The 24,516-nt window shown below is 57.8% G+C and carries 20 protein-coding genes; 4 read left to right on the top strand and 16 right to left on the bottom strand.

The window, feature by feature from the left end:
• Nucleotides 1–119: 119 nt before the first annotated feature.
• The 9 genes from AB7828_RS01080 to AB7828_RS01040 form a co-directional block, all read right to left on the bottom strand.
• Complete coding sequence (locus AB7828_RS01080) at nucleotides 120–2,486, bottom strand: hypothetical protein (RefSeq protein ID WP_441229148.1); 2,367 nt, start codon at nucleotides 2,484–2,486, stop codon at nucleotides 120–122.
• Nucleotides 2,487–2,567: 81 nt separating this feature from the next.
• The gene (locus tag AB7828_RS01075; RefSeq protein ID WP_441229147.1) at nucleotides 2,568–4,850 is read right to left on the bottom strand and encodes a hypothetical protein; all 2,283 of its coding nucleotides are present in this window, start codon (nucleotides 4,848–4,850) and stop codon (nucleotides 2,568–2,570) included.
• Nucleotides 4,847–6,181 (bottom strand): NAD(P)/FAD-dependent oxidoreductase, encoded by a 1,335-nt coding sequence (locus tag AB7828_RS01070; protein WP_441229146.1) that lies wholly within the window; start codon nucleotides 6,179–6,181, stop codon nucleotides 4,847–4,849. Before AB7828_RS01070 ends, AB7828_RS01075 begins: the two co-directional genes overlap by 4 nt.
• A 68-nt stretch (nucleotides 6,182–6,249) precedes the next feature.
• A complete protein-coding gene (locus AB7828_RS01065; RefSeq protein WP_441229145.1) occupies nucleotides 6,250–7,341 on the bottom strand; it encodes a lysylphosphatidylglycerol synthase transmembrane domain-containing protein in 1,092 nt (363 codons plus the stop codon).
• The gene (rfbF, locus tag AB7828_RS01060) at nucleotides 7,338–8,117 is read right to left on the bottom strand and encodes a glucose-1-phosphate cytidylyltransferase (protein WP_441229144.1); all 780 of its coding nucleotides are present in this window, start codon (nucleotides 8,115–8,117) and stop codon (nucleotides 7,338–7,340) included. The genes AB7828_RS01065 and rfbF overlap by 4 nt, the downstream gene beginning before the upstream one ends.
• A gap of 138 nt (nucleotides 8,118–8,255) precedes the next feature.
• Nucleotides 8,256–9,233, bottom strand: coding sequence for a glycosyltransferase family 2 protein (locus AB7828_RS01055; protein ID WP_441229143.1), 978 nt, complete (start codon nucleotides 9,231–9,233; stop codon nucleotides 8,256–8,258).
• 9 nt (nucleotides 9,234–9,242) lie between these two features.
• A complete protein-coding gene (locus AB7828_RS01050; protein WP_441229142.1) occupies nucleotides 9,243–10,073 on the bottom strand; it encodes an NAD-dependent epimerase/dehydratase family protein in 831 nt (276 codons plus the stop codon).
• Entirely contained in the window at nucleotides 10,070–11,143 is a 1,074-nt protein-coding gene (rfbG, locus tag AB7828_RS01045) for a CDP-glucose 4,6-dehydratase (RefSeq protein WP_441229141.1), read from the bottom strand. Before rfbG ends, AB7828_RS01050 begins: the two co-directional genes overlap by 4 nt.
• Before the next feature lie 121 nt (nucleotides 11,144–11,264).
• Nucleotides 11,265–11,912, bottom strand: coding sequence for a TVP38/TMEM64 family protein (locus AB7828_RS01040; RefSeq protein WP_441229140.1), 648 nt, complete (start codon nucleotides 11,910–11,912; stop codon nucleotides 11,265–11,267).
• Nucleotides 11,913–12,363: 451 nt separating this feature from the next.
• Here AB7828_RS01040 and gmd point away from each other — a divergent pair, with 451 nt between their 5' ends.
• Nucleotides 12,364–13,455 carry a GDP-mannose 4,6-dehydratase gene (gene gmd / locus AB7828_RS01035; RefSeq protein WP_441229139.1) on the top strand — a complete coding sequence of 364 codons (1,092 nt, stop codon included), beginning with the start codon at nucleotides 12,364–12,366 and terminating at the stop codon, nucleotides 13,453–13,455.
• Nucleotides 13,456–13,561: 106 nt separating this feature from the next.
• Complete coding sequence (locus tag AB7828_RS01030) at nucleotides 13,562–14,707, top strand: glycosyltransferase (RefSeq protein WP_441229138.1); 1,146 nt, start codon at nucleotides 13,562–13,564, stop codon at nucleotides 14,705–14,707.
• 12 nt (nucleotides 14,708–14,719) lie between these two features.
• Here AB7828_RS01030 and AB7828_RS01025 read toward each other — a convergent pair whose 3' ends face one another.
• Together AB7828_RS01025 and AB7828_RS01020 are read right to left on the bottom strand one after the other, a co-directional pair.
• Nucleotides 14,720–15,526 (bottom strand): SDR family oxidoreductase, encoded by an 807-nt coding sequence (locus AB7828_RS01025; protein ID WP_441229137.1) that lies wholly within the window; start codon nucleotides 15,524–15,526, stop codon nucleotides 14,720–14,722.
• A gap of 531 nt (nucleotides 15,527–16,057) precedes the next feature.
• Nucleotides 16,058–16,192 carry a hypothetical protein gene (locus AB7828_RS01020; RefSeq protein ID WP_441229136.1) on the bottom strand — a complete coding sequence of 45 codons (135 nt, stop codon included), beginning with the start codon at nucleotides 16,190–16,192 and terminating at the stop codon, nucleotides 16,058–16,060.
• Between the two features lie 248 nt (nucleotides 16,193–16,440).
• Between AB7828_RS01020 and AB7828_RS01015 the strand changes: the two genes are divergently transcribed.
• Nucleotides 16,441–17,634: a CaiB/BaiF CoA transferase family protein gene (locus AB7828_RS01015; protein ID WP_441229135.1), complete on the top strand. Its 1,194-nt coding sequence runs from the start codon at nucleotides 16,441–16,443 to the stop codon at nucleotides 17,632–17,634.
• A 122-nt stretch (nucleotides 17,635–17,756) separates the two neighbouring features.
• On the top strand, nucleotides 17,757–18,686 hold the full coding sequence (locus AB7828_RS01010) for a glycosyltransferase family 2 protein (protein ID WP_441229134.1): 930 nt from the start codon (nucleotides 17,757–17,759) through the stop codon (nucleotides 18,684–18,686).
• A gap of 29 nt (nucleotides 18,687–18,715) precedes the next feature.
• On the opposite strand, the gene AB7828_RS01005 is transcribed toward AB7828_RS01010, so the two are convergent.
• The 5 genes from AB7828_RS01005 to AB7828_RS00985 form a co-directional block, all read right to left on the bottom strand.
• Nucleotides 18,716–20,233 (bottom strand): tripartite tricarboxylate transporter permease, encoded by a 1,518-nt coding sequence (locus tag AB7828_RS01005; protein WP_089267956.1) that lies wholly within the window; start codon nucleotides 20,231–20,233, stop codon nucleotides 18,716–18,718.
• A 10-nt stretch (nucleotides 20,234–20,243) separates the two neighbouring features.
• On the bottom strand, nucleotides 20,244–20,786 hold the full coding sequence (locus AB7828_RS01000) for a tripartite tricarboxylate transporter TctB family protein (RefSeq protein ID WP_231077510.1): 543 nt from the start codon (nucleotides 20,784–20,786) through the stop codon (nucleotides 20,244–20,246).
• Between the two features lie 205 nt (nucleotides 20,787–20,991).
• Nucleotides 20,992–21,999, bottom strand: a complete 1,008-nt coding sequence (locus AB7828_RS00995; protein ID WP_441229133.1) for a tripartite tricarboxylate transporter substrate binding protein — start codon at nucleotides 21,997–21,999, stop codon at nucleotides 20,992–20,994.
• 191 nt (nucleotides 22,000–22,190) lie between these two features.
• Nucleotides 22,191–22,988: an enoyl-CoA hydratase/isomerase family protein gene (locus AB7828_RS00990; RefSeq protein WP_439057784.1), complete on the bottom strand. Its 798-nt coding sequence runs from the start codon at nucleotides 22,986–22,988 to the stop codon at nucleotides 22,191–22,193.
• A gap of 111 nt (nucleotides 22,989–23,099) precedes the next feature.
• The gene (locus AB7828_RS00985) at nucleotides 23,100–24,299 is read right to left on the bottom strand and encodes a pyridoxal-phosphate-dependent aminotransferase family protein (RefSeq protein ID WP_441229132.1); all 1,200 of its coding nucleotides are present in this window, start codon (nucleotides 24,297–24,299) and stop codon (nucleotides 23,100–23,102) included.
• Nucleotides 24,300–24,516: the final 217 nt, after the last annotated feature.

Below are 24,516 nucleotides of genomic sequence, written 5' to 3'. Positions count from 1 at the left end.
GCGGGCCAAAGAGGGCAGCGTAATCTTACGCACTGAATTCCGGCCTGCGGGTAGACGCGCTGCCCCTTGTCATGTCCGTTGCCCAAGCAAAAATGCTGGAGAGGTGCTCCCACCGAACTCTATTGGACAGGCCAAATCAGCCCGTAAGCAATATTGCGAGAATCATTCGGAAAATGTTGGTGCGGCTGATCGCTTACCAGCCTTAGATTCGCGAGACCGAGACTATCCGTAGCAGCGCAAATGCTGACTTCGGCTGGCGTGGCAAAGTCCGCCCCCCTCGCTATCGGTACTTCAACATTAGCTGTGCCCCCCTCGATTCTGACCCGCAGATCAACGCTGCTCCAAGCGTTGATAAATCGCAGCTTCGTGCAGAACACTTGGCCTGGGTTTCGCAGTCTGGTTATCGTCAGCGCAGACTGGGGGGATACCCAACGGAAGCTACCCTGCGTCCCCGCCTCGATATCGTAAGCACCTGCTATACTTACGATAGTCGGAGGCACCCCACCTAGATCCAGTTCTCCTTTTCCGTCATTCACGGCCTTAATCATGTAGGCGTCATCCGCAACTGCCTGAACGAATCCGCTCGATCTCTTGGTTTCGGTAACTCGCAGAACCAATGCCAGATCACGATTGTTTGCGAGAAACACCTGTTCTGATTCCGTGCTGACGACCAATGCATCAAAATAATCAAACTTTCTGGCTCCAAACATTTGGTACGAATAAAAGTCGCGCGCGAATGGCGACTCCTTCGAAACATAGACCGCACTGTTGCGCGCTTCCCGCCAAGTAAAATCCATTGCAGCTGCGCTCACCGGATTATCAAATCCACCTGACCGAGTAACTATCGGTTTACCTCGCAAGAGCTGGAGGTGCTCCTGGTAATTTAGAGAGGTTCCGATCACAAAAATGACCGTTGCTACGAGAACAGGCAGAGCGGGAATACTTCTAAAACGATCAGAACGCGCCTGCAGCCCAAGTATCGTAAGCAGGACGCCAAACACGCCAAGACACCATTGAACGGCGTCTCGGGTGATATCCCAAAGGTTAAAATGCGAAAGTAGCGAAATGTTGAACTTTACATTCAGCAAGGCGAAAAGCGTTGTCACCGGCAGAAAGCTGAAAAATGCCAGGAGGAACGGCGTCCTTAGCCGGGGAGATAAAATAGGCGAAATTGACGAAAGCAACACGATCGCTACAGCGAGCCATCGATTGTTCATGGGGTACATCCCCAACAAGAAGTAAGCAGCGGACATCTTGCCGTCGAGAGGAGCATAGGACTCCGTAATCGGAATGCCATTCTCGAAGCCGATGACGATCCTGCCGACAATCGGCATAACCAGCCAGATTCCGAAAAAGCACAGCAGCGGGATAAAGCCCAATACGATCCCAGTTTGCGTATTGATCTTGAAACTTCTGCCCCTTGTCCATCTCTCGAAAATCTTCATTCCCCACAGAATAAACACGCCCAATGCAAGCGCGGGAACAAGTCCATGCCGCGCGAAAGACGCTTGCATTCCAACCACGGATATCATGAGCGCTCCGATAGCCCAGGCTGCGAGCCTATATGACCGTTTGAGGATCGCTCCACCGGAGAATAGGAAATAAAGCGCCCAGAACATCATCAGGTAGGGCACGGAAATGGCACCTAGCAAGATAGCACTGGACATGTAGAGACCTGGCTCATTCTGCTCGTCAGCGGCGTTTAAAGAAGCCGCCATCGATGCCAGTGCCATCAACAGTGCGAAGATCGAATCTTTACCGGTCTCAAACAGCCCATAAAATCCAAACTTACTTAGGGCCATATTCGCGAATACAAGCGTTGCACCGAGCAATACGGGTTTTATGCGGAATTGGCGTACAGCATAAAGTGAAACGAAGGCCGCGAGCACAAACAGAAGAACCTTGTTGGCCGCGGCGACGGTGACAACAGGCATATCGACGCGAAGCAGCGACGGCACAAAGAGAAGCCCAGCAAAGCCGGATTGGCCGGGCACATCTATTCCGCCAAAAAAGAAGTGCCATAACTTGGTGACGGCAGAGCCATCCGCCACAAGTTGCCCGCCCGCTCGTCCCAATATCAGGTTTTGGACTTGCAAGACTTGGATAGAGTCCAGAGTACTTGGAAACCGATATGCGGCGAAGACCCCAATCACGCAACCCATTGCCAACATGACAACCGCCGCAGGGTCTCGCGATAAATGAACATCTTTTGCGGAGAACCAACCGGCAATCGTGACAGCAAGATTCAAGGTTATCAGGGCAGCGGCAACGCTAATGGGATGATCCAGAGGCGCAAAAGTCCAGGCCGCCAGAAATAGTATGGCATTGATGTGAACGCCGAGAGCGAAGGATGAAAGGATCGTGGAGAGCGTGTCACTGCGAAAATGCATTCCACGCGTCGAGAGGATCTGCTTCAATCCCCAGCCGGGCAAAACGACGCCAAATACGGCAAAGAGGATGCCGATAATCACAATGCTGATAGTCACCGTCGATCCTGGTTGGTTATGCGCAGTCGGCGAAAGCATTTTCACGTTTAGGTAAGTGACGACTTCGCCCGATTAATCGTGTTAGGGAGATGGTTCAATACTGAGGTTCATTACCCGCCAGGCAGCTAGCCTCATATCTGAAGCGCCAAGAGGAGTGGCCTTCCCGTCTGTTGTCATATCGAGCTGGCTAACGCTCGTTGGTCGGACGTCGAGCACCTCATCGAAGGTCCCAAGCTCGTTACTTGTCACCGCAAACGAACGAGAGATCGCGCCTTCGTCGCCGCTAAGCCTCAGGGTTATCGTTTGCGTGCTACGGGCTTGATATCTGAAAGTGATTCTAGTCCGCTGCAACTGCGTGGGCACGCGCAGCGATTGCAATTGAAGCACGATAGACTTGTCAGTCCATTGCCACCAATCCTTGCCGTCGCTCTCCGGCTCATGCGCGGCCACGGTTGCGAGCGTCCGAATATGCCCATTTTCGTTCAAACGGCCCACGACCAATGGCCCAATAGCGCGACCGCTTGCGACAACCTGATTTGCGGATCGTCGCTCTACGATACATTGATCGGCCGTGAGTTTCTCGTGCCTTTTGCTTTCTGGCAACCAAGCGCCAACATCTGGATCCCAGTCAGCCTGGACTTCGCGATCTGGCAAATAAAGTGCAGCGATCCGTCTAAACTTCTCATCCCGATCGGAGAGCGCTAGATATACAGGGGCGTCCAAACGACATGCATCGAGCACCGCCTCGCGAAAGTTGGTGTAAAATCGTGCGATGTCGCGCAGGCCGTCATAGCTTTGCACATATGGCCTGATCCGCCCCTTCGCGATCGCGCCGGCCCCTAGAAACCCGCAAATAAAAAGCGAGATGATGAGCCGTCGCGACAATGTCTTTCTCTTCGGCAGGATCGAAAGAAAAGCGAGCAGCGCAAAGGCCGAAACGAAGGGATGCGCCCAGTCGGATAACTTGAATTGGCTCCAGCTTTGCCCTCGACCAACATTGAACGGCGAGACTACCCCGTATCGGAAGTAAACAATGCCGAGTCCGAACACTGAAAGAATGACGGCGGCTGGCAACAGCACAGGCTCGCAGACCATCGTCCATGTCCTATAGGTAGTCAGCGAACTCATGAGGGCAACGAAGGCGACAAAGAGTGCGATGCCCCCAAGGTAAGTCGCCCAGCTCGCTTGCGGCGCCGTCCATTGAAAGCCGTCCCAGGCGGCGCCGTGCACGCCCATCGCGTGGGCAACGAACCCCAGTAAGCTCCAGGCGACGGGCGAGCCGACAACGGCACCGGACTGTAATTTTAGCGCATTGTATGCACGCAGAACTTCGCCGTTGAGAATGAGCAGAGATATGCCCACCACTATCAAGCCGAAAACGGTCACCGACGACCAGCTTCGATTTCGAACGACCAGAACGATAACAGAAATTACCAAGGCAAGACCAACAAATGGCACAAGCTCGGAATAGGCCATTGTCAGAGCGCTGATGAGTAGCGCGCCGACGAAGCCTGCTTTGACGAAAGCGCCATCGATCTTGCGCGCTCGCGAAACCCAATCGACGACCGGACCAAGCAAAAATAATGCAGCGCAAGCAAACGCCATTCCCAGGATTTGCGGCAGAAATCCGAAATTGGCCGCAAAAACCAGGCCACCGGCGCCGAACGCGGGTAAGGTCAAGACCAGAAATCGTAAAGGCCTGCTCAGTCGGCGGAGCGGACGGGCGATCGGAAATCCGATGGAGAGGCAGCACGCGGAAACGCTGGTAATAATCACGGCCGGGTAGACGTCGTATGTCCACTGCAGACCGGACAGAGCCTGGACAAAGCTGAGCACGAAGGACGCGCCCATCCGAAAACCAAGTTGCTGGTAGAGAAGAACCTGCGTCGTCAGCGGTGTAACAGCCTCCGGTGCAATCTTTTCGGAGAAGCTGTGGCTTTGCAGCCAACCGCTGTGAGCCAGATAGGTAAAGGCGTCGTTGTGCGCGTTGAACGCACCGTAAAAGAGAAGCGGCACGAGCAGACTAGATCCACAAGCCAAACCGAAAAGACCGACGCCGCTCGCATGCCGGAACATTCTGACTTTGCTCGGTTCGCAAAAGAACGCCCATGCGGCCCCCCCGAACGCGACGAGCGGCACTAATAGATTGTGGCCGACAGGCACGCACCGCCCGAGAATACTGGCCACGACAGTGAGAAATGCGAGTCCCAGGGAAGGCGCCAAGTAGAACTCTGCGATTGGGCGCAGCTTATTTGGAAGCAGAGCGCCAAATCGGCGTCCGACGATCGTCGACCAGAAGATCAGACCAAACGTTGTTGCCAGGGTAATCCAGAATATCGCCGGCACTGTTGGCAGATGGGTCATCCCCGCTCGCTTTCCAAAAGATCGGAGATGTGACGTGCCACATCACGACCTTCGCGGATAGCATAGTTGGTGCCACGATCCTCCGGATAGATCTGGGCCATCGTCGAAATGGAAGCGTTCCTGAATGGAGTTTCGCGACCGGGAACATATTGCGAGTAGTTCCGCTCGGTGATGGGCTGAGCGTAGTCGGCGCGCCAGACCTTGTAATCAACCACCCAAGAACGATCCAATGACGGGAACATGCGCTTCAGGTGTTCAAGCGCGAACTGGCAATACTGTTCATCGTCATAGCCCCAAACGGGGTCTTCCTTGGCCAAATAACGCGACAGAAACGCGATGTGCGTGCCTGCGTAGTTCTCTGGCGCGTCGAAATTGGTATGCTCGATCACGCCCACGAAGGGGAAGCCAGGATCGTTGACATTAAGCCAATAGGTGCTGGACAAGCTATGTTTCAGCCTCAACACCAGGCACATATTGGCGAGATAACGCACCCGCCGCAGCCTATCGATCCAATCTGGCGTTGTAGCCTGCTGCAGAATGTCAGCGATAATTGGAAATGCCGGCGTGAAGAGAAATTGTTTACCAGCGACGTCACCGCTGGTTGTGGTGAGATGTGTGATCTTATCTCCCTCGGTAACCACCCCTGTGGCACGCGTACTGAAACGCACCTCGCCGCCGTGCGATCTAATCGCCTCCACCATAGCGTCTGCGAGGCGACCAAAGCCGCCCTTGAAATAGGCTAGTTCCTCACCGCCCTTATCGTTGCGTGTGCTGCCGCGCAGCACCAGCTTCTTCCACATCCACACAGCGTTTACGGCGTCCGCATAGATCGAGAATTTCGATTCCACGAGCGGTTTCCAGACAACGTCGTAAACCCGCTTGCCTGCAAGTGACTCCAGCCATTCGCGAATGCTGAGATGCTCAATGCTGTGCCAATCCTTGATGCGGCGCACCTGCAATACGATCAAGCCAAGCCGGATCCGGTCGATCAACGGCAATGCTGTAAATTTCAACAGGTCGAGCGGGGTCGACAGCTTCCATAGTCGGCCGTTGAAATACATACCGGTATTAGTTGGCAACGTGACAACGTCGCCCTTAAGGCCCAACTCCTCAACCAGTTCCGGTACAAACACATCATTGTTGAACCAGTGGTGATAAAATCTCTCCAGACGCACACCGTCCGAAAACGTGAAAGTACCGGCCAACCCGCCAGCCGCGGTGTCCGCATCCAGGAGGAGCACCTTATAGCCCTTCTTCGCCAGAACATAGCCGCTGGCCAGCCCGGTAAAACCAGCACCCACAAGGACGACATCATGTAAGTCAGCACTCATTCAACCAATCCTATGATGTTCACCATGGAGGTTCATGGCGCTGCTTGCTACTTTTCCGTGGCTCGATCTCACTGCGGCGGTGCTGCAAGTGTTTCGTTCTGGTCTACCGCAATCGCGGCAGAGTTCGAAAGTATCTTCTTACGACCGGCGAAAAGGCTGGGATTGCTTAGAATCGCGACGGCGCCGACGAACGTCGTTGGCAGCCAAATGCCAGCATGCGCCAGCACCGCGAAGCTTGCGGAGATCTCTGGCGAACTTCCCAAGATCGTAGTCGCAGCATAGGCAGCAAGATGAAACGGCCCGATATAGCCAGGTGACGACGGCACCATGGTGGCAAGGGTAGCGATGGTCATCGCCAACCCGGCTGCAGCCGGGCTTGTGGAAATTCCAAATCCGGCAAGGAACGACCAGAAAAAAAGCGCCTCGCCGGTCCAGACGAGTGCCGAAAGAACGACTACAATGCTCAACGCGCGCGGCCTCGACATCGCGCGAAATCCGAGCAGCAGGGAGTGCAGCGCCAGCAGCACATTTCGCACCCGCGGTGTAAGTTTGCCGAAATCCCGTTTCGATCCATACAAGGCCAGATTAGCAAACAGCCCGCTGAATGCGACGACCGAGATCAAGCCTACGAATGTCAGCACCGCCAACAGCGAAGCAGAAAGCTTGATGCTTTCCGGCACCGTGGCAGTCGGAAATGCGAGCAGCGCCAGCGTCAGAAAACACAGCAGCGTCGCCAGATCGAGTAGACGCTCAAGCACGAGGCTTCCCGTCGAGGCCACCTTCGTAATGCCGAGAGCGGAAGGAAAAACGAAGGCACGGATAACGTCACCAAGCCGCGCTGGCAGCACATTATTGAGAGCGATCGATCCGAGAAACGGCGCTGCACAACGCGCAAACGACGTACGAGCTCCGGCAGCGTCCAACATGATCGACCAGCGCAAGATGCGGATAGAATAGTCGCATATCAGCGCAACCAGCCCGACCAGAAGATAGGGCCACTTGAAATTAGCGATGGCTACGCCAACTCTTTGAAAGTCGATCTGCCACGCCATGAAGGCAATACAGGCTACAGAAATCGTGAGGCCAACGATATTACGCACTTGGCTAAGCAACGCTGCGCGCACCCTTACTAAGAAAGTTGGATTGGCCGTTTGCCTCATCGCGCAGGCCAGGTGTGCCAGGGCGCATTGCCGCTATCCCAGAGCGCTTCCATTTCGCGCTTGTCGCGTAGCGTGTCACAGGGTTTCCAGAAGCCGGAATGTTCGAATGCCGACAGCTGCCCATCTCGCGCCAGACCAAAAAGCGGCTCTTGTTCCCACGACGTGGCATCGCCGGCGATATAGTCGACCGCCTTCGGCTCGAGCACAAAGTATCCACCGTTGATCCAACCGATCTCGTCAGCCGGCTTCTCGCGGAATGCCCGGACCACCCCAGAATCAGCAATATCTAAGACACCAAAGCGCCCGGGAGGCTGTACCGCAGCCACAGTAGCTAGCTTCCCACGCGATCGGTGAAAGGCGATTTCTTTGGTAATGTCGATATCCGATAGACCGTCACCGTAGGTCATGCAAAAGGTCTCGTTGGCGAGATAAGGCAGCACTCTCTTCAGTCGGCCGCCGGTCATGGTCTCGGCACCGGTGTCGACCAGCGTGATCTTCCAGTCTTCGGATTGCGAGCTCAGTACCTTGGCGGAACCATCACGAAGATCTATTTCAAGGTTTGACGTGTGGCGATAGTAATTAAAGAAGTACTCTTTAATGACGTAACCCTTGTAGCCGAGACACACGATGAACTCGTTGATGCCATGCCGGCTATAGGTCTTCATGATATGCCAGATCAACGGCCGCCCACCGACTTCGACCATTGGTTTCGGCTTGGTGTCGGTTTCCTCACTCATACGAGTGCCCAACCCACCGGCAAGAATAACTGCTTTCATAGGTGCGCTTTCCTTCGCTGCACGCTCTCGCTGGCCCCGCTTTTAATTGACGCAGGCGGACTGCGGCAAGCTAGAATCGGCCCCATTTTGGACCCCACACCAACTAAGATGCGAGGGGCGGCCTTCCCCAGGCTGCCGTCACAGCTTCAAATCGGCCTTGGAAAAATTCAAGACCTCATCCACGATTGCTACGGGCTCCGACCGCAAAATCAGATAAATTCGGAGCAGGTACTCGCCAATAATTCCAAGTAGGAATGATTGCAGCCCAATTCCGAACAGAACCAGCACGTGGATACTTGCGAGACCCTGTGGCAAGTCTGGATCCAGCAACTTGAGGATCACGAAATAGGCTGCTCCGACCGCACTCATGACCAGCATAGCACCACCGATCAACGAAGCGATCCGGAGCGGTATGGCGGAGTGATTGAAGATCGCGGTCAGGCCAAGACGGATTAGACGAGAAAGTCCAAATTTGCTGACACCAGCGAGGCGCGCCTCTCGATCATAGACAACCCCAACCTGGCTGAATCCCAACCCCGCAATGATGCCCCGCAAATATGGATTGGGCGACTTGAATTTGACGAGCGCATCAATCACCGCTCGATCCATCAGCCTGAAGTCGCCGACGTCGCGCGGAATGGGATACTCGCTGATACTGTCGATGAACCAATATCCGAATTGACGAAACTTATTGATAAAGAAGTTTTCGCGGCGGCCCCGGCGGATACCATAGACCACTCGATTTCCGCTTTGCCAGAGCCCGAAAAACTCCTCGAGCAATTCTGGCGGATCCTGGAGGTCTGCGTCGATCTGCATCACAGCATCGCCGCTCGTATGCATATAATTCGCAAGAATCGATCGCTGAAAACCGACGTTCTTGGAAAAACGTATCGCCCGCACGCGCGAATCCCGCGCCGCAAAATCGGACAACTTTCGCCAAGTCGCATCGTCGGAATGGTTGTCGGTGAAAACAAACTCCAGATCGCATTTCGGAGCCATGATCGCCGCAACACTGTTCAGGCGTTGATATAGCGCATCGAGGTTATCGGCCTCGTTGAGGACCGGGATCGAAATCGATACGAGCGTCCGTTTTCCTGAGTTCTCCAAGCAATCCATGGGGCAAAACTACATTATTTCTTGTCGAGTTGCGATTTTGAGATCCTCAACCACAGCAGCTAAAGTGTCCCGGAAGACGATATCGCCCAGATCTGCCGGGCGCTCGAATATCCGATCGAAGTTTTCACTTCCCGCCGCGTGAATTGCACCAACTGCTAAACGATCGAGGCAATCGAACTGCTCGCAGACATGGCGAGCTAAAGCGCATAGCTGAACGGGGGCGCCATGACTGAGATTAACTGGCCCGGTAGCGCCCGTAGATACTAGCTGTTCGATAGCGACGACATCATCCTCGACATGATGATACTCTCGCAATTGCGTGCCAGCAGACATCCGGAAAATCTCCTTTTTCCGGATAGCATCAAATAACTGACCAAGAAACATATGGGGCGCGGGTGCCCCGCCGCCATAAAGCGTATGAAGCCGGACATGCAGCACATTCTCCCCGCGAGATGCTGCGACAACGTAGTCATTGAGACGCTGCTTGCTACTAAAATACGGATTTGGGGTGTCGCGGCCGACAATCTCTTCCATGATCGTGCCAAACGTCACCACCCGTATTCCCTGCCGCGAAGCCCCCTCGATGATGTTTCTCGCCAAATCCAGATTGACCTGCAGATGATCCTCAAGCGATCGCTTTGGATCGGTCAGGCCGGCAGCGATATAGATGACATCGTCAGCGCCTGAATATTCCTTGAGGAAGTCGGCGACAGCTCCCGCCGCCTTTGAACGGGTCCAACCGGCATAAACCGATCGATCCAGCGCAACCGTTTTAGAAACGGGAAGATGGGAGATCAAACTCCTACCCAATCGACCACGTGCACCAACTACCAAGTTCATCGCAGCGCGGCCCGCCAGGCATTGATCTGATCGCGACTCATCGCCGCCGCCGATTCTGGCGCGGCGTAATAGCCACGGTACCACTTCGCCGTTTCCTCGATGACTTTCTCCGTGCTCCACGGAGGTATCCAGCCGAGGATGTTACGCGCATTGCTGCTGTCGAGCGCCAAAGCGCCGGCCTCATGAACTGGATTGTCCATGTAGTCGATCGCCGGACGCTGCCAGTGATTGGCCATCAACTCCAGAACATCTCTCACCGAGAACTGCCGTGGATCCAGTGGCCCTAAATTCCATGCCCGTGCGAACCGGGCCGGATCATCCGATACGAGACCAGCCAGTAGCATCAGATACCCCTGCACCAAGGCCAAAACATGCTGCCATGGCCTGGTGGCATCTGGGTAGCGCAATGTCAGCGTCTTATTGTCAATAACGGCCCGAACGAAATCAGGAACAAGTCGATCTTCGGACCAGTCGCCTCCGCCGACAATGTTCCCGCCTCGCGCTGTTGCGATCGCAGGCCCTTCGCCCTTATTCCAACTAAACGACGCGGCATAGCTCTGGATCACAATCTCGGCTGCCGACTTTGAGGCGCTGTAGGGATCCTTACCGCCAAGCTCATCATTTTCGCGGTACGGCCACGACCATTCTTGATTGCGGTAAACCTTGTCGGTCGTGATGCACAGCACGCCCCGAACACTCTTACATCGGCGGGCCACCTCGAGCACATTCCCCGTACCTTGGGCATTGACCTCGAACGTTCGGAGAGGCTCGCGATAAGATTTTCGCACCAAGGGTTGTGCTGCCAAGTGCAGCAGCAATTCCGGCTGAAATTCGTCAACGGCAGCGGTGAGCGCAGGCAGATCAGTAATATCGCCGAAAGTGGTCGGAACGGCCCCGAGCGCCAGCGCACCAAACAAATTTGGGCGGGTTTCCGGCGGCAACGAAAATCCCGCAACGCGTACACCGATGAGGTCGAGCCACAATGACGCCCACCCCCCGGTGAAGCCCGTCGTGCCCGTCACGAGGACTTTGCGCCCCGCTAGCGCGGCTTCGAACGGTAGCAAATCCATCGCTTTTCCTCACCTCAATCCTGCGGCCCCCCGCTCTCACCGAGCGAGGTAGTCCATTTAGCCGAAAAGCGGAAGCATAAACGGGCCTATCCGAGCTGCGGGCGCCGAGCTGTAGGCTTTATCAAGATGATTTTCGGGCGTGGGCGGCGAGCGCGTGCAATCTGAGATTCGACTGGCGGCCGATGACGATAATCAAAAGCACCGTCATCAGTGAGCCAAACGCCCACGAAATCTGGCTCTGAATAGGAATATAGTCCTCTGACAGAGCAGCCCGACTTGACGCGCCGAGATAGACAAACAGTGCCATCTGGGGGATCGTGAACAAAAACGTACATAAAATGAACGGCGTGACACCAATCTTTGTGACTGCAAAGAGGTAGTTCTGGACGGCACTCGGAACCGGAACACCAAGACGCATGATCGCCACCACTTGCCATCCGGCTGCATCAACGGCGGATGCCACGCCACTAAACCGAGGGCGCCTATGAATAAATTCAGAAACCCGTTCACGAAAAAGAATGCGCGCCAGCAAGAAGGCAAGCGAGGCCCCCAAAGCTGCGCTCGGGATGACCACGGCGAGCGCCTGCAAGCCAAAAATTGCCCCAGAAAGGATCAGCAATACCGTTCGCGGGAACGGCAGGAATGCGCCCAAAACAAACACAGCACCAAGTCCTGCTCCCGTTACGAAGGTCAGTTCATCGTAGCCACGAAGCCAATCCGCGAAAACGCCGACATCCATGATCGTCGCGAATGCCAGTAAGTTATGCATAACCCTACGAAACCCTTTCGGCCGTCTACCAGCCCGCATGCCAAACGCGACGGAACTCAACGGGGCTTACAGCTTTTCCCAGGCCACTTTTGCCGAACCAAGCTGCGATTACTGGAGCCTCCCTCTCTATCAAAGCACACAATTTCTGTAACCGGTTTCGCAGAAACCGAGACCTCAGGAGCATGCGCGACACTCGAGGTTGTCTGCCCCAATACCGCTGCTCATCGATTTGCACGAGTCCAAATCGATGAGGACGCTGCGGCATGCCAATTGCAGCCCAGAAGCCAAGTTCTCGTATGTGTTGCTACCTTGTAAGCGACGCGCTATCTGCCCTACGGCCATCGCGAGCAAACGTCGAGTTGAGCGCGAGGCCGCCCTGTCATTTTTGCCCGGGTAAATTACTACGCTTTGGTGACCGTGCGACCGGCCCACAATCGAGAGAGCTTGTTCGATGAAAAAGAAGACCGCATTGATCACAGGCGTTACTGGACAGGACGGTGCCTATCTGGCGGAGCTGCTGTTGACCAAGGGTTACTCGGTTCACGGCATCAAGCGCCGGACGTCGCTTATTAATACCGACCGCATCGACCATCTCTACCACGACCCTCACGAGAAGGGTCTGGACTTCACTCTACACCACGGCGATCTGACGGATTCTTCCAGTTTGATCCGAATCGTCGAGGAAGTGCAGCCAGACGAGGTCTACAATCTGGCAGCGCAGAGCCATGTCGCAGTGTCATTCGAGGAACCGGAATATACAGCGAATTCCGATGCCCTCGGCACGCTCCGCATTCTTGAAGCGCTGCGCATTCTCGGCCTGGAGAACAAATCTCGTTTCTATCAGGCCTCGACGTCCGAATTGTATGGGCTCGTACAGGAAACGCCGCAGAGGGAAACTACGCCATTCTACCCGCGGTCCCCCTATGCCGTCGCCAAGCTTTACGCCTATTGGATCACGGTGAATTACCGTGAAGCCTACGGCATGTACGCATGCAATGGCATTCTATTCAACCACGAGTCGCCACTACGCGGCGAGACATTCGTGACGCGCAAGATTACCCGTGCGCTGGCGCGCATTAAGTTGGGCCTGCAAGATCGTGTGCATCTTGGCAATCTCGACGCCAAGCGTGACTGGGGACACGCCCGCGACTATGTCGAAATGCAGTGGCTAATGTTGCAGCAGGAAAAGGCTGAGGACTACGTGATCGCCACCGGCGAACAGTATTCCGTCCGGGATTTCGTCAGCTATGCCGCGGAGGAAGTTGGCATCAAGGTGCGCTGGGCCGGTGAAGGCGTCGAGGAAAGAGGCTACGATGCAGAGACAGGGCAGTGCATCGTGGCAATCGACCCTCGCTATTTCCGCCCTGCTGAAGTCGAGACATTGCTGGGCGACGCCTCCAAGGCAAAGCGACAGCTCGGATGGTCGCCGAAGACACCGTTCCGCGAACTGGTGAGCGAAATGATGCGCGAGGATCTGAAGCTTGCCGAACGTGATGAGCTTGTGAAGAAGCACGGCTTTCGCTTTTTCAACCATCACGAATAGGTGCTGGCTGCTGTTGCAGCGGATGCGCTGCGCCTGCGGGTCACCAGCAGCCGATAACCTGCCAACGCGATACTCCCCACAGAGGGGATAGCTGTGGGACAGACAGTTGCGTATCTTACATTCCTACAAGATCTATCGGCCAGACATAGAAGGCGGAATACCGGCTGTCATCTCTCATCTGACAGCTGGCGCACGGTCGGGCGAGGAACATTCCATCCTTTGCGCACGGCGATCAGGTACAGCGCGTAGCTATACGATTGATGGCACTGCTGTCGAAGCAGTTGCCTCGCTTGGCACATTGTTCTCCATGCCCCTGGCACCGGCTTACATCCCGATCCTTATCGGCCACACGCGCACCGCCGACCTCGTCGTTCACCACGCCCCGTTCCCGCTCAACGATGCAGCAATCCTACTTGGCCTGCCGAAACACGTCGCTTTGGTCGTCTATTGGCACGCCGACATCGTAGGTTACTCGTTGCTCAAGAAGCTTGTGTCACCAATGCTGCGCTCTGTACTCGCGCGCGCCGATCGTATCGTCGTCTCCGGGCAACCGATCATCGACGGCTCCGAATTCCTTCGGCCCCATGCGGGCAAATGCGTGATTATGCCCTACGGCATGGATCTGGAATACTGGCGGAAAGCGTCTCCCGAGAACACGGCGATCGCCGGTGAACAGCAAGCCATGCCACGTCATATCGTCTGCCTTGGACGTTTGGTCGGTTACAAAGGTTACGACGTTCTCCTGCACGCCATGCGCCAAATCGATGGACACGCTACGATCATAGGAGAAGGCCCACTACTGTCCAATCTACAGAAACTGGCAATTGAACTTGGCGTGGCCGACCGAATACGTTTCGCCGGGCGACTAGAGAGAGACGAAATCCACCGGCTATTTCATGCAGCACAGGTATTTGCATTCCCTTCGGTTACGGACGCGGAAGCGTTCGGAATTGTTCAGGTCGAAGCCATGGCGGCCGGCTTGCCGGTGGTTAATACGATGCTGACGACCACCGTCCCCCTTGTCGCTCGGCATGGCAAAGAGGCTCTAACAGTCCCACCGCGCAACGCACAGGCACTCGCCTCGGCGCTGAATCGCATTTTAGACGATCCGGCATTTGCGCAACGACTGGGTTCAGCGGGTCAAGCGCGCGCATTCGAGGAATTCGATCAGAGGACATTTCGGCTAAGGATGGCATTGGTATATGCTGATGCCTTGCTGGCAAGGCGTTCAAGCCTCGCGGCAAAAAGCTAGATACTCCGGTCCTTACCTGAACACCGGTCGAAACGGTCGTGGACTCCAGTCAAAATCGGCGATGGCAGGCTTCGGGTCGAAGATCATGTCTTGGGACATTCGCATCCCCATTGCCACGTTTGCGTTGGGAACGAAGGGGCCAGCCAACGCAAATGCCGCGCGCCATAGGAATGGCGGGACGGAAACAATGCAACGCCGTTTGTGCAATCCGTCAAAAATACGTCCTATCATTTCGCGATAGCTGAGGATCTCGGTGCCGGGCACAGCGTAGATTTTGTTTTCTGCAGCCGGACTTCGAGCAGCTGCGATGGCGCCAATGGCCAGATCTTCTGCATGCACTGGCTGCCGCAGGCCAGCGCCCGTGCCCGCAAGCGGCATGAAACTGATCTTTTGAATCAATCGCGCAAGCCTGGTGATATTGGCATCGCGCCCCTCCGCATAGATGATGGTCGGCCGCAATACCGTCCAGACAATGCCAAGTCGCTCGCAAACTTCAATTACTCGTCGCTCCGCTTCTTCCCAATGACGGACGTGTGCTCGCTCCTCAGCGATTTCAGAGTTTCGCTTGGTCACTATGCTGGTCGAGGTGAAAGCTACCACCCGCTTGAGGTTCGGAATCACAAAGTGAGGAAGCGATTCCGCTAAAAGTCCGACGTGGGCCGTGCAATAGAGTGTGCTGACTTCAGTCAAGTCCAATGACGTCGGCACCGCCAGATCCGCGACTAGCCAATCGGCATCAACCGCCCGACGCTGTTTACGCGATACAGCAAGGGGCCGCTGGCCATCTGCGACAAGACGCTCGACGATATAGTGGCCCACGATACCACTCGCCCCTAGAACTATGCTCTTTGTCATTCTTCCCGCCATCTGTCGCCTTGATCCGGAGCGCCATCGTAGTTTCACCGAGCGGCATGATAAATGGCTCGAATGCAATTGCGCGTAGCCAGATTGATGCCGAGGCGTTAACGCCCCGTCGCGCCCAATCACTGACTGAGGCGGAATAAAAGCGAAGCTATTGTACAGCGATGGTGCGCCTAGCCACATTCTCACTGACAAGATAGGCACAGCGATAGCGCGGTATCTATCGGCTGCCGAGAGCTTTAGGCACACGCCAAATCAAAGCGCTTCCATCACAGCCAATCGGCTATGATGAGAATACTTCGCAAGCCTATTTCAGCGCGCATGCCATCTTAAGAGAGCACAATTCTCCGTACGGTGCCCCTCACTCGTTGCAGCGCGCCCGGCATGACAACGCTCCGGCTTCGCCAAAGGCACCACATATGTTTTCGTCGGGCCGGGCCCCTAACTACCGGCGCGTTACAGGCAATAATCCCTTCGGCAGATAGCTTGCTACGTGGCCAGAAGCGACGGCGCGGCCACGGCAATCCGCTCGTCCGTCTGAATAAACTCGCCATGCAAGTCCGCCCTGCCGGCCATGACCCGCATCGCCAGCGTGTAGCCGACCGCGAAAACGATAAGTCCCAAAAGAATACCCAAACATACGCAAAACTCCAAATAATACCTTAGCAATCAACCGGTTAGATCGAGGGGCAAGTTGTTGCGTGCGTTCGGAGCGCAATTGCAACCGGTTGTGACATCCCGGTTGCATGGACTTTACGCAGAGAGGGCATGGCTGTACGCCTCGCTGGCGGTTGCAGGGGCATGACAAGCCCGCCGGTTTGCGCGAAAGGTAATGTCTCGGCCCAACCTTACGTCATCCCGGAGCCTTCTGAATGCCCTTCCCGCGTGCCTCGCAGGCCCTCTCCCGCTTTACCGTTCTCGACCTCACCCGGATCCGCTCGGGCCCGACAGCGGTGCGGCAGTTCGCGGATTGGGGGGCCAATGTCATCAAGATCGATGCGCTGAGCGACGACGCCGCGGGAGAACAGCCCGGCGGCCCGCGGCAGGGCTCGGACTTCCAGAACCTGCACCGCAACAAGCGGGCCATGACCCTGAACCTGAAGGACCCGCGCGGTCTCGCGGTGTTCAAACGCCTGGTCGAGAAAGCCGATGTCGTGGTCGAGAATTTCCGACCGGATGTTAAGGCCCGGCTCGGCATCGATTATGAGAGCCTGAAGGCGATCAATCCCGGCATCGTCTACGGCAGTATCTCCGGCTTCGGCCAGGACGGCCCCTATCACAAGCGACCGGGCTTCGATCAGATCGCCCAGGGCATGGGCGGGTTGATGTCGATCACAGGCGCCCCCGGCGAAGGCCCGATGCGGGTCGGCATTCCCGTGGCTGATCTCACCGCCGGGCTGTTCTGCGCGCTGGGCGTCCTTACAGCGCTGCTGGAACGCGATGTGTCCGGCCAGGGCCAGTGGGTGCAGACTTCGCTGCTGCAGGCCCAGATCTTCATGCTGGATTTCCAGGCCGCCCGCTGGCTGATGGAACAGGACGTGCCCAAGCAGGCCGGCAACAACCACCCGACCAGCATTCCCACCGGCGTGTTCAAGACCTCCGACGGTTACATCAACATCGCCACCACCGGCGGCAAGATCTGGGAGCGCTGCGCCCAGGCGATCGGCGCCCCCGAACTGATCACCCATCCCGATTACGCCACCGGCCCCGCGCGCTCGAAGAACCGCGACGCGCTCAACGCCGCGATCAGCGCCTGCACCGAGAAGCGATCGACCGAGGAATGGGTCAACGACCTCAACGCCGCCGGCGTGCCCTGCGGTCCGATCTACTCCGTCGACCAGATATTCGCCGATGCGCAGGTCAAGCACCTCGGCCTAGCGCAGGACGTTCCCAACGACCAGAACCGCAAAATCAGGCTGGTCGGTCAGCCCTTCACGCTGTCACGCACGCCGAGCCACATGGCCGCGCGGCCGCCAGAAGTCGGCGAGCAGACGGAGGAGCTACTCGCCGAATTTGGCTTTGGCGCCGAAGAGATCGCCGAATTGCGACAAGGCAAGGTGGTCTGAGGCGGCGAGCTGTCAAATACTGTGAAAATTAACGCCATAGGCTGCATTAATCGGGAGCACATCTTCGTCCAGGCGCAGTCGATCGGAGATCGTGCTGCCCCTCGAACCCGCAGGAAGGCTCCATGACCGCACCGCCCCGCGTGGCTATCCTGATCCCCTGCTTCAATGAAGAGGTCGCAGTCGCGACGGTCGTGAACGATTTCCGCAGGGCGCTGCCGGCCGCCACGATTTATGTCTACGACAACAACTCGAGAGATCACACGCGCGAAGTAGCCTCGCAGGCGGGTGCGATTGTTCGCAGCGAGCCGCGTCAAGGCAAGGGTCATGTCGTCCGCCGCATGTTCGGTGACGTCGATGCCGATGTCTACGTTCTCGTCGATGGCGATGCGACCTACGACGCGACATCCGCACCAACCATGATCGAAGCGCTGTTAAACGATCGCCTCGACATGGTCGTCGGCCGCCGCATTGAGCAGCAGGTTGCCGCCTATCGCCTTGGCCACCGTACCGGTAACTCACTGCTCACCGGCTTTCTGTCAATGACGTTCGGTCAGAACTTCAAGGATGTGCTGTCAGGCTATCGCGTATTCTCGAGACGCTTCGTCAAATCCTTTCCGGTGCTGTCCGATGGTTTCGAGATCGAGACCGAACTGAGCGTTCATGCGCTGCAGCTCGCACTGCCGGTCGCTGAAATCGAGACGCCCTATTTCGCGCGACCGCAGGGCTCCATCAGCAAGCTCAACACGTGGAAGGATGGCTTCCGGATCCTCGGCACCATCATGAAGCTCTATCGTTCGGAAAAGCCGCTGCGCTTCTTCGGCACAATTGGCCTGTTTTTCGGCATCGTCTCCATCGGCCTCGCGATTCCCGTCACCGTCACCTATCTGGAAACAGGTTTGGTGCCTCGGCTGCCCACCGCCGTGCTCTCGACCGGCCTGATGATCGTCGGCGTGCTCTCATTTTCGTCGGGCCTCGTGCTCGACACCGTCACCCGCGGACGCCGCGAGATAAAGCTGCTGGCATATCTGGCGCAGCCGTCACTGCCGGATTAGGCCCCCATCCAGCCAGGCGCGAGCACGGCTTACGTCGTCACCGGCGTCGGCCGCCAGATGCGTGCAACGGCCGTAAAGGCACGATCGATCAGTGGCCAGAACAGTAGCGTAATCGCCAGCGTGGTGATGGTGCCGACCAGGCCATTGGACCAGAACACGCCCACGCTGCCGCCGGAGCCGATCATGGCAAGACGGAATGCATCCTCGGCGCGGCTGCCGAGCACCAGCGCCAGCGTGAATGGCGCGAGCGGAATGCCGATCTTCTTGAAGACATAGCCGACGACGCCGAAGCCGAGCATCAGCCAGATGTCGAACATGGCATTCTGGATCGCATAGGCGCCGATGGCACAGGACACCACGATCATTGGCGCCACGGCCGCAAATGGCACGCGCAGGATCGAGGCGAACACCGGAACGGTCGTCAGCACGATAACGAGACCGACCACGTTGCCGAGATACATCGAGGCAATCAGGCCCCAGACGAAATCCTTGTGCTCGACGAACAGCAGCGGCCCGGGATTGAGGCCCCACACCATCAGGCCGCCGAGCAGGATCGCCGCGGTGCCGGAACCTGGAATGCCGAGCGCCAGCATCGGCAGCAGCGCCGCGGTGCCGGACGCGTGCGCCGCGGTCTCCGGCGCGAACACGCCTTCGATGCGCCCCTTGCCGAAGCTTTCGGGATCCTTGGAGAAGCGCTTGGCGAGGTTGTAGCCCATGAAGGAGGCCGCAATGGCGCCGCCCGGCGTGATGCCGAGCCAGCAGCCGATCACCGACGAGCGCAGCAGCGTCACCCAGTATTTCGGAAGGTCCATCCAGACCTTGAGCACCGTGCGCAGGCTGATCTTGGCGGCGTGTCCGCGCAGCGCGAGGCGCTCTTCCATGGTCAGCAGGATTTCGCTGATGCCGAACAGGCCGATCACCGCGACGAGGAAGTTGATGCCGCGCAGGAGATTGTCCGAGCCGAAGGTCATGCGCAGATTGCCCGACACCGTGTCCATGCCGATGCCGGCGATCAGCAGACCCAGGGCCATCGAGATGACGGTCTTGTGCTTGGCCTCGCGGCCGAGACCGACGAAGGAGCAGAAGGTCAGAAGATAGACCGCAAAGAATTCCGGCGGGCCGAATTTCAGCGCGAAGGATGAAATCATCGGCGCCAGAAATGTGATCAGCATCACCGCCACCAGCGACCCGATGAAGGACGAGGTAAACGCCGCCGTCAGCGCTTCCGCAGCCTTGCCTTGCTGCGCCATCGGATAGCCGTCGAAGGTCGTGGCCACCGACCACGCCTCGCCGGGAATATTGAACAGGATCGAGGTGATGGCGCCGCCGAACAGCGCGCCCCAATAGATGCAGGACAACATCACGATGGCCGAGGTCGGATCCATGGTGAAGGTCAGCGGCAGCAGGATGGCAACGCCATTGGGGCCACCGAGGCCCGGCAGCACGCCGACAAAAATGCCAAGCACGAGACCGACGACCATCAGCGAGATGATCTTCCAGGTCATCAGCACGGCGAAGCCGTGCATCAACAGTCCAAAGGCTTCCATCGTTAAAGTCCTAGCGACCGAGAGCCGATTCGATCGGCCCCTTCGGCATGATGACGTCGAACGCGACATCGAAGGTGACGAACATGATCGCGGTGAACACGAAGGCGGTGAGCAGCGACTTCCACAGCGCGATCTTGCCGACCATGCGCATGAAGCCGGCGATCAGCACGAAACTCGCGACATAGATGCCGAGGAATTGCGTGGCGAGACAAAACAGTGCGGTGGGAATGAACACCAGCGCCACGCGCCGCAATTGTGCGCGGGTGACGAAAGTGTCGGAACCGCCACTTCGGGCGAAGAATGTCGCGATCAGTCCATAGAGGCTGGCACCACCGAGAATGACCGAGAGATAGAACGGGAAATAGCCGGGCTGAGGCCCCGTGGAATCCCAGGCGATGCCGGTGCGCCAGTTGTCGAAGCCAAGCACGATGGCCAGTGCCAGCAGGACCAGCGAGACGATGATCTCGATGGTGCGCGTACTGACGACAGAGGGCGAGTCGTCCTCTGGGGCGGTGGGATCTTCGACGATGATTTCGAGGTCGGTGTTGGACATAGTGTCTCGCAGATGGGAGCTGGCGGAATGATCTGGCGCTAACCTCTCCCCTCTCCCGCGCACAGCGAAGCTGTGCTAGGCGGGGAGAGGTCGAAGCCTGAGCGAAGCGACGGCTTCGGGTGAGGGGCTCTTCGATCCGCAGGCTCGGCGATTTGCTTTGCGTTCGTGCCTCGCCCCTCACCCGAAGCCGTCGCTTCGCAGTTACTTACTTCGCCACGAATCCCGCTTCGGTCATCAGCGACTTGTTGAGCGCATCGTCCTCTTCGAGGAACTTGAGCATCTCCGGCCCCTTCAGGAAGATCGGCTTCAGCGCCTGCTTCTCCATGTAGTCCTTGTATTCGGCCGTCTTGGTCACCTTCTCGAACAGGTCGACATAGAAAGCCTGCTGCTCGGGCGTCACCTTGCCGGGCAGGAACATGGCGCGCAGCATCAGATACTGCACGTCGAGGCCCTCTTCCTTGCAGGTCGGGATGTCGTTCCACGACTGCGTCTCGGTGACCTTGGTCTTGTAGGAGATGCGTTCCTTGTCGAACACGCAGAGCGCGCGCACCTGGCCGGCGCGCCAGACTTCGAGATTCTCGCTGGGGTTATTGACGTTGGCTTCGGTGTGATTGCCGACCAGCTGCGTCGCCGCCTCGCCGCCCGACTTGTAGGGCAGATAGGAAAACTTCGCGCCGGTCTGCTTTTCCATGAACACCGTCAGCACATGGTCTTCACGCTTGGATCCGGTGCCGCCCATCTTGAACGGCGACGATGCAGCCTTGGCCGCCGCGATGAATTCCTTCACCGTCTTGGCGCCACCCGCATTGTCCCACAGCACGAACTGGTCCATCGCGACGACGGACACCGGTGTGAGGTCGCGCCAGTTGAACGGAATCTTGGCGGACAGCGGCAGCATGTAGATCAGCGAATAGGCGATCAGCACCTTGTTGGCGTCGCCCTCGCTGGACTTCATGTAGATCAGCGCTTCCGCACCGGATGCGCCACCCTTGAGCGACACCACCACCGGCGCCTTCATCAGATTGTTCTTCTGGATCGCAGCCTGCATCATGCGCGCCATCTGGTCGGATGCGCCACCGGCGCCCGCTGCAACCACGATTTCGACGGGCTTCGTGGGCTCCCAGGCGATGGCCGGCGATGTGGCCGATGAGAGGATGGGCGCGCTGGCGAGCACGGCTGCAAGCGCAGCTGTGGCCCTGATCGACTTGGACATTGGTTTCTTCCCTGTAGAGATCGGCGGATATTGGATGCCCGCCATTTTTCATTGGTTCTATTGTGCGGGGTATTGACCGTGACTTCAAGCATGTCCCGCGCATGCGAAGGCCGACTTTGGTCAGGGGCCGGCACCCTGTTCAGCTGCCGGGCGGCGGAATGAGGTGATTGCCCGAGACCGCCGCCTGCCCGTTATTTACCCTGCCAGTTCGGCTTGCGCTTGTTCAGGAAGGCATCCATGCCCTCGCGGAAATCCTCGCTCATATAGGCCTTGAGCACGAGATCCTTGCCCTCCTCGCGGGTCAGGGTCGGGCGCAGCCGGCGGACGGCTTCCTTGGTCACTTCGAGGGTGATCGGCGCATGGCTGGCCACCAGTTGCGCGAGTTCCAGCGCGCGGCGCTGCAGCGTCTCGACATCGGGCACGATCTCGTTGATCAGACCCAGCGCCAGCGCCTCATCAGCCTCGATGAGGCGGGCAGTGAAGATCATGTCCTTGGTGCGGGCCGGTCCGACCAGCGCCATCACGCGGCTGATATTGGACATCGACAGGCAGTTGCCGAGGGTGCGGGCAATCGGGAAGCCCATGCGCGTGGCAGCCGTACCGATGCGCAGGTCGCAGCAGGCGGCAATGCCGGCGCCGCCGCCTGTGCAGGCGCCGGCGATCGCGGCGATGGTCGGCACCCGGCAGGTCTCCAGCGCGGTGAGCACACGGTCGATCCGCGCCTCGTAATCGAGCGCGTCCTGCGCCGTCTTGAACTCACGGAATTGCGAAATATCGGTGCCCGAGGCGAAGGCCTTGTCGCCGGCGCCGGTCAGGATGATCGCCTTGATCGAGTGGTCCTCATTGGCAGCCTGGCAGATCTCCGCCATCCGCTCATACATCGAGAACAGCATGGCATTGCGCGCCTGCGGACGGTTGAAGGTGATCTTGGCGATCCCGTTCTCGACGGAATACAGCAGGTCTTCAGTGGCGGGCGTTGGTGCGTTCATGTGATTCGTCCTCTGGTGCAGCATTTCACTGCAACATGTTGAAAAGGCTGGAGCGATTATGCTCCAGCCTCCAGTAGATTGTTAGGCCTCACAGACGGGAATTCGCTGGCCTCAGGCCACCGCCGCCTTGGTCATCGGCACCACGCTTTTGCCGGTCAGCACATCCATCGCTGCCATCACGCCGCCGGCGCGGTGCGGGACCTTGGCGAGTTCGAGACCCATCTCGACACCAGCCAGCGTGCCCATCAGCATCAGGTCGTTGAAGTGCCCGATATGGCCGATGCGGAAGATCTTGCCCTTCCACTTGTTGAGGCCGGTGCCGAGTGACATGTCGAAATTGTCCAGCACCACCTTGCGGAACTTGTCGGCGTCATGCCCTTCCGGCATCAGCACGGCGGTCAGTGCCGGCGAGTGATCGTGCGACTCGATGGAAACCGTCTCGAGGCCCCAGGCCTTGACGGCTGCACGGGCGGCGGCGCCATGGCGCTTGTGGCGCGCGAACACGTTGTCGAGCCCCTCCTCCTCCAGCATCGCCACGCCTTCCTTCAGCGCATAGAGCAGATTGGTCGCGGGCGTATAGGGCCAGGAGCCGAGCTTGTTGGCAGCGATGATCTCCTCCCAGTCCCAATAGGACCGGAACGAACTGTTGGCCTTGGAGGCCGCCAGCGCCTTGTCGGACACGGCGTTGAAGCCGAGACCCGGCGGTAGCATCAGGCCCTTCTGTGAACCGGCGACGGAGACGTCGATGCCCCAGGCGTCATGTTCGTATTCGAGCGAGCCGAGGCCGGAGACAGTGTCGACCATCAGCAGCGCTGGGTGCTTCACCCGGTCGAGCAGCTTGCGGACGTCCTGCGGATGGGTGACGCAACCGGTCGAGGTCTCGTTATGGACGATCATCACCGCCTTGATGTCGTGCGACTTGTCGGCAGCGAGACGCTTCTCGATCTCGGCGAGATCGGCGCCGTGGCGCCAGTCGCCCGGCACGAAATCGATGTCGAGCTTGAACTTCTCGGCGAGGCCGCGCCATAGGGTGGCGAACTGGCCGGTCTCGGCCATCAGCACCTTGTCGCCTGGCGACAGCGTATTGACGATGGCGGCTTCCCAGGCGCCGGTGCCCGAGGAGGGATAAATGATGACCGGCTGCTTGGTCCGGAATACACGCTGCATCGCAGCAATGACATGGAGACCGAGTTCGGCGAATTCGGGACCGCGATGGTCCAGCGTGGGCATATCCATCGCCCGCAGCACCCGGTCGGGTACGTTGGTCGGGCCAGGAATCTGCAGGAAATGCCTTCCGGTGTGCACGGTCATGTCTCGTCCTTCCCAGGGAGTCCATTTTTATTGAAACGCCCGGATAGCACCTTTCAAACGGCTTGTCCCGCGTCTGGTATACCAGAGCGCTGAAGAAAAACGTGGGGCAGCCATGAGGATTTCTTATCCCTCCCGTATCTCCTTGTTGCGACTGCCGGAGCGCGGCACCGCCGGGTTGCCAAGCCGGAATCCGGATGCAAGACAGGACGATAGAGGG

Source organism: Tardiphaga sp. 215_C5_N2_1 (assembly GCF_052076055.1).
GTDB lineage: Bacteria > Pseudomonadota > Alphaproteobacteria > Rhizobiales > Xanthobacteraceae > Tardiphaga > Tardiphaga robiniae.
Note: the sequence above shows the minus strand (reverse complement) of the source record. Positions and strands in the feature narration are given on the sequence as shown.

What these genes read in the sequence shown, in the direction of transcription:
- AB7828_RS01075 (WP_441229147.1), bottom strand. Translation starts at nt 4,850, where the DNA reads ATGACCCATCTGCCAACAGTGCCGGCGATATTCTGGATTACCCTGGCA.
- AB7828_RS01070 (WP_441229146.1), bottom strand. Translation starts at nt 6,181, where the DNA reads ATGAGTGCTGACTTACATGATGTCGTCCTTGTGGGTGCTGGTTTTACC.
- AB7828_RS01065 (WP_441229145.1), bottom strand. Translation starts at nt 7,341, where the DNA reads ATGAGGCAAACGGCCAATCCAACTTTCTTAGTAAGGGTGCGCGCAGCG.
- rfbF (WP_441229144.1), bottom strand. Translation starts at nt 8,117, where the DNA reads ATGAAAGCAGTTATTCTTGCCGGTGGGTTGGGCACTCGTATGAGTGAG.
- AB7828_RS01055 (WP_441229143.1), bottom strand. Translation starts at nt 9,233, where the DNA reads ATGGATTGCTTGGAGAACTCAGGAAAACGGACGCTCGTATCGATTTCG.
- AB7828_RS01050 (WP_441229142.1), bottom strand. Translation starts at nt 10,073, where the DNA reads ATGAACTTGGTAGTTGGTGCACGTGGTCGATTGGGTAGGAGTTTGATC.
- rfbG (WP_441229141.1), bottom strand. Translation starts at nt 11,143, where the DNA reads ATGGATTTGCTACCGTTCGAAGCCGCGCTAGCGGGGCGCAAAGTCCTC.
- AB7828_RS01040 (WP_441229140.1), bottom strand. Translation starts at nt 11,912, where the DNA reads ATGCATAACTTACTGGCATTCGCGACGATCATGGATGTCGGCGTTTTC.
- gmd (WP_441229139.1), top strand. Translation starts at nt 12,364, where the DNA reads ATGAAAAAGAAGACCGCATTGATCACAGGCGTTACTGGACAGGACGGT.
- AB7828_RS01015 (WP_441229135.1), top strand. Translation starts at nt 16,441, where the DNA reads ATGCCCTTCCCGCGTGCCTCGCAGGCCCTCTCCCGCTTTACCGTTCTC.
- AB7828_RS01010 (WP_441229134.1), top strand. Translation starts at nt 17,757, where the DNA reads ATGACCGCACCGCCCCGCGTGGCTATCCTGATCCCCTGCTTCAATGAA.
- AB7828_RS01005 (WP_089267956.1), bottom strand. Translation starts at nt 20,233, where the DNA reads ATGGAAGCCTTTGGACTGTTGATGCACGGCTTCGCCGTGCTGATGACC.
- AB7828_RS01000 (WP_231077510.1), bottom strand. Translation starts at nt 20,786, where the DNA reads ATGTCCAACACCGACCTCGAAATCATCGTCGAAGATCCCACCGCCCCA.
- AB7828_RS00995 (WP_441229133.1), bottom strand. Translation starts at nt 21,999, where the DNA reads ATGTCCAAGTCGATCAGGGCCACAGCTGCGCTTGCAGCCGTGCTCGCC.
- AB7828_RS00990 (WP_439057784.1), bottom strand. Translation starts at nt 22,988, where the DNA reads ATGAACGCACCAACGCCCGCCACTGAAGACCTGCTGTATTCCGTCGAG.
- AB7828_RS00985 (WP_441229132.1), bottom strand. Translation starts at nt 24,299, where the DNA reads ATGACCGTGCACACCGGAAGGCATTTCCTGCAGATTCCTGGCCCGACC.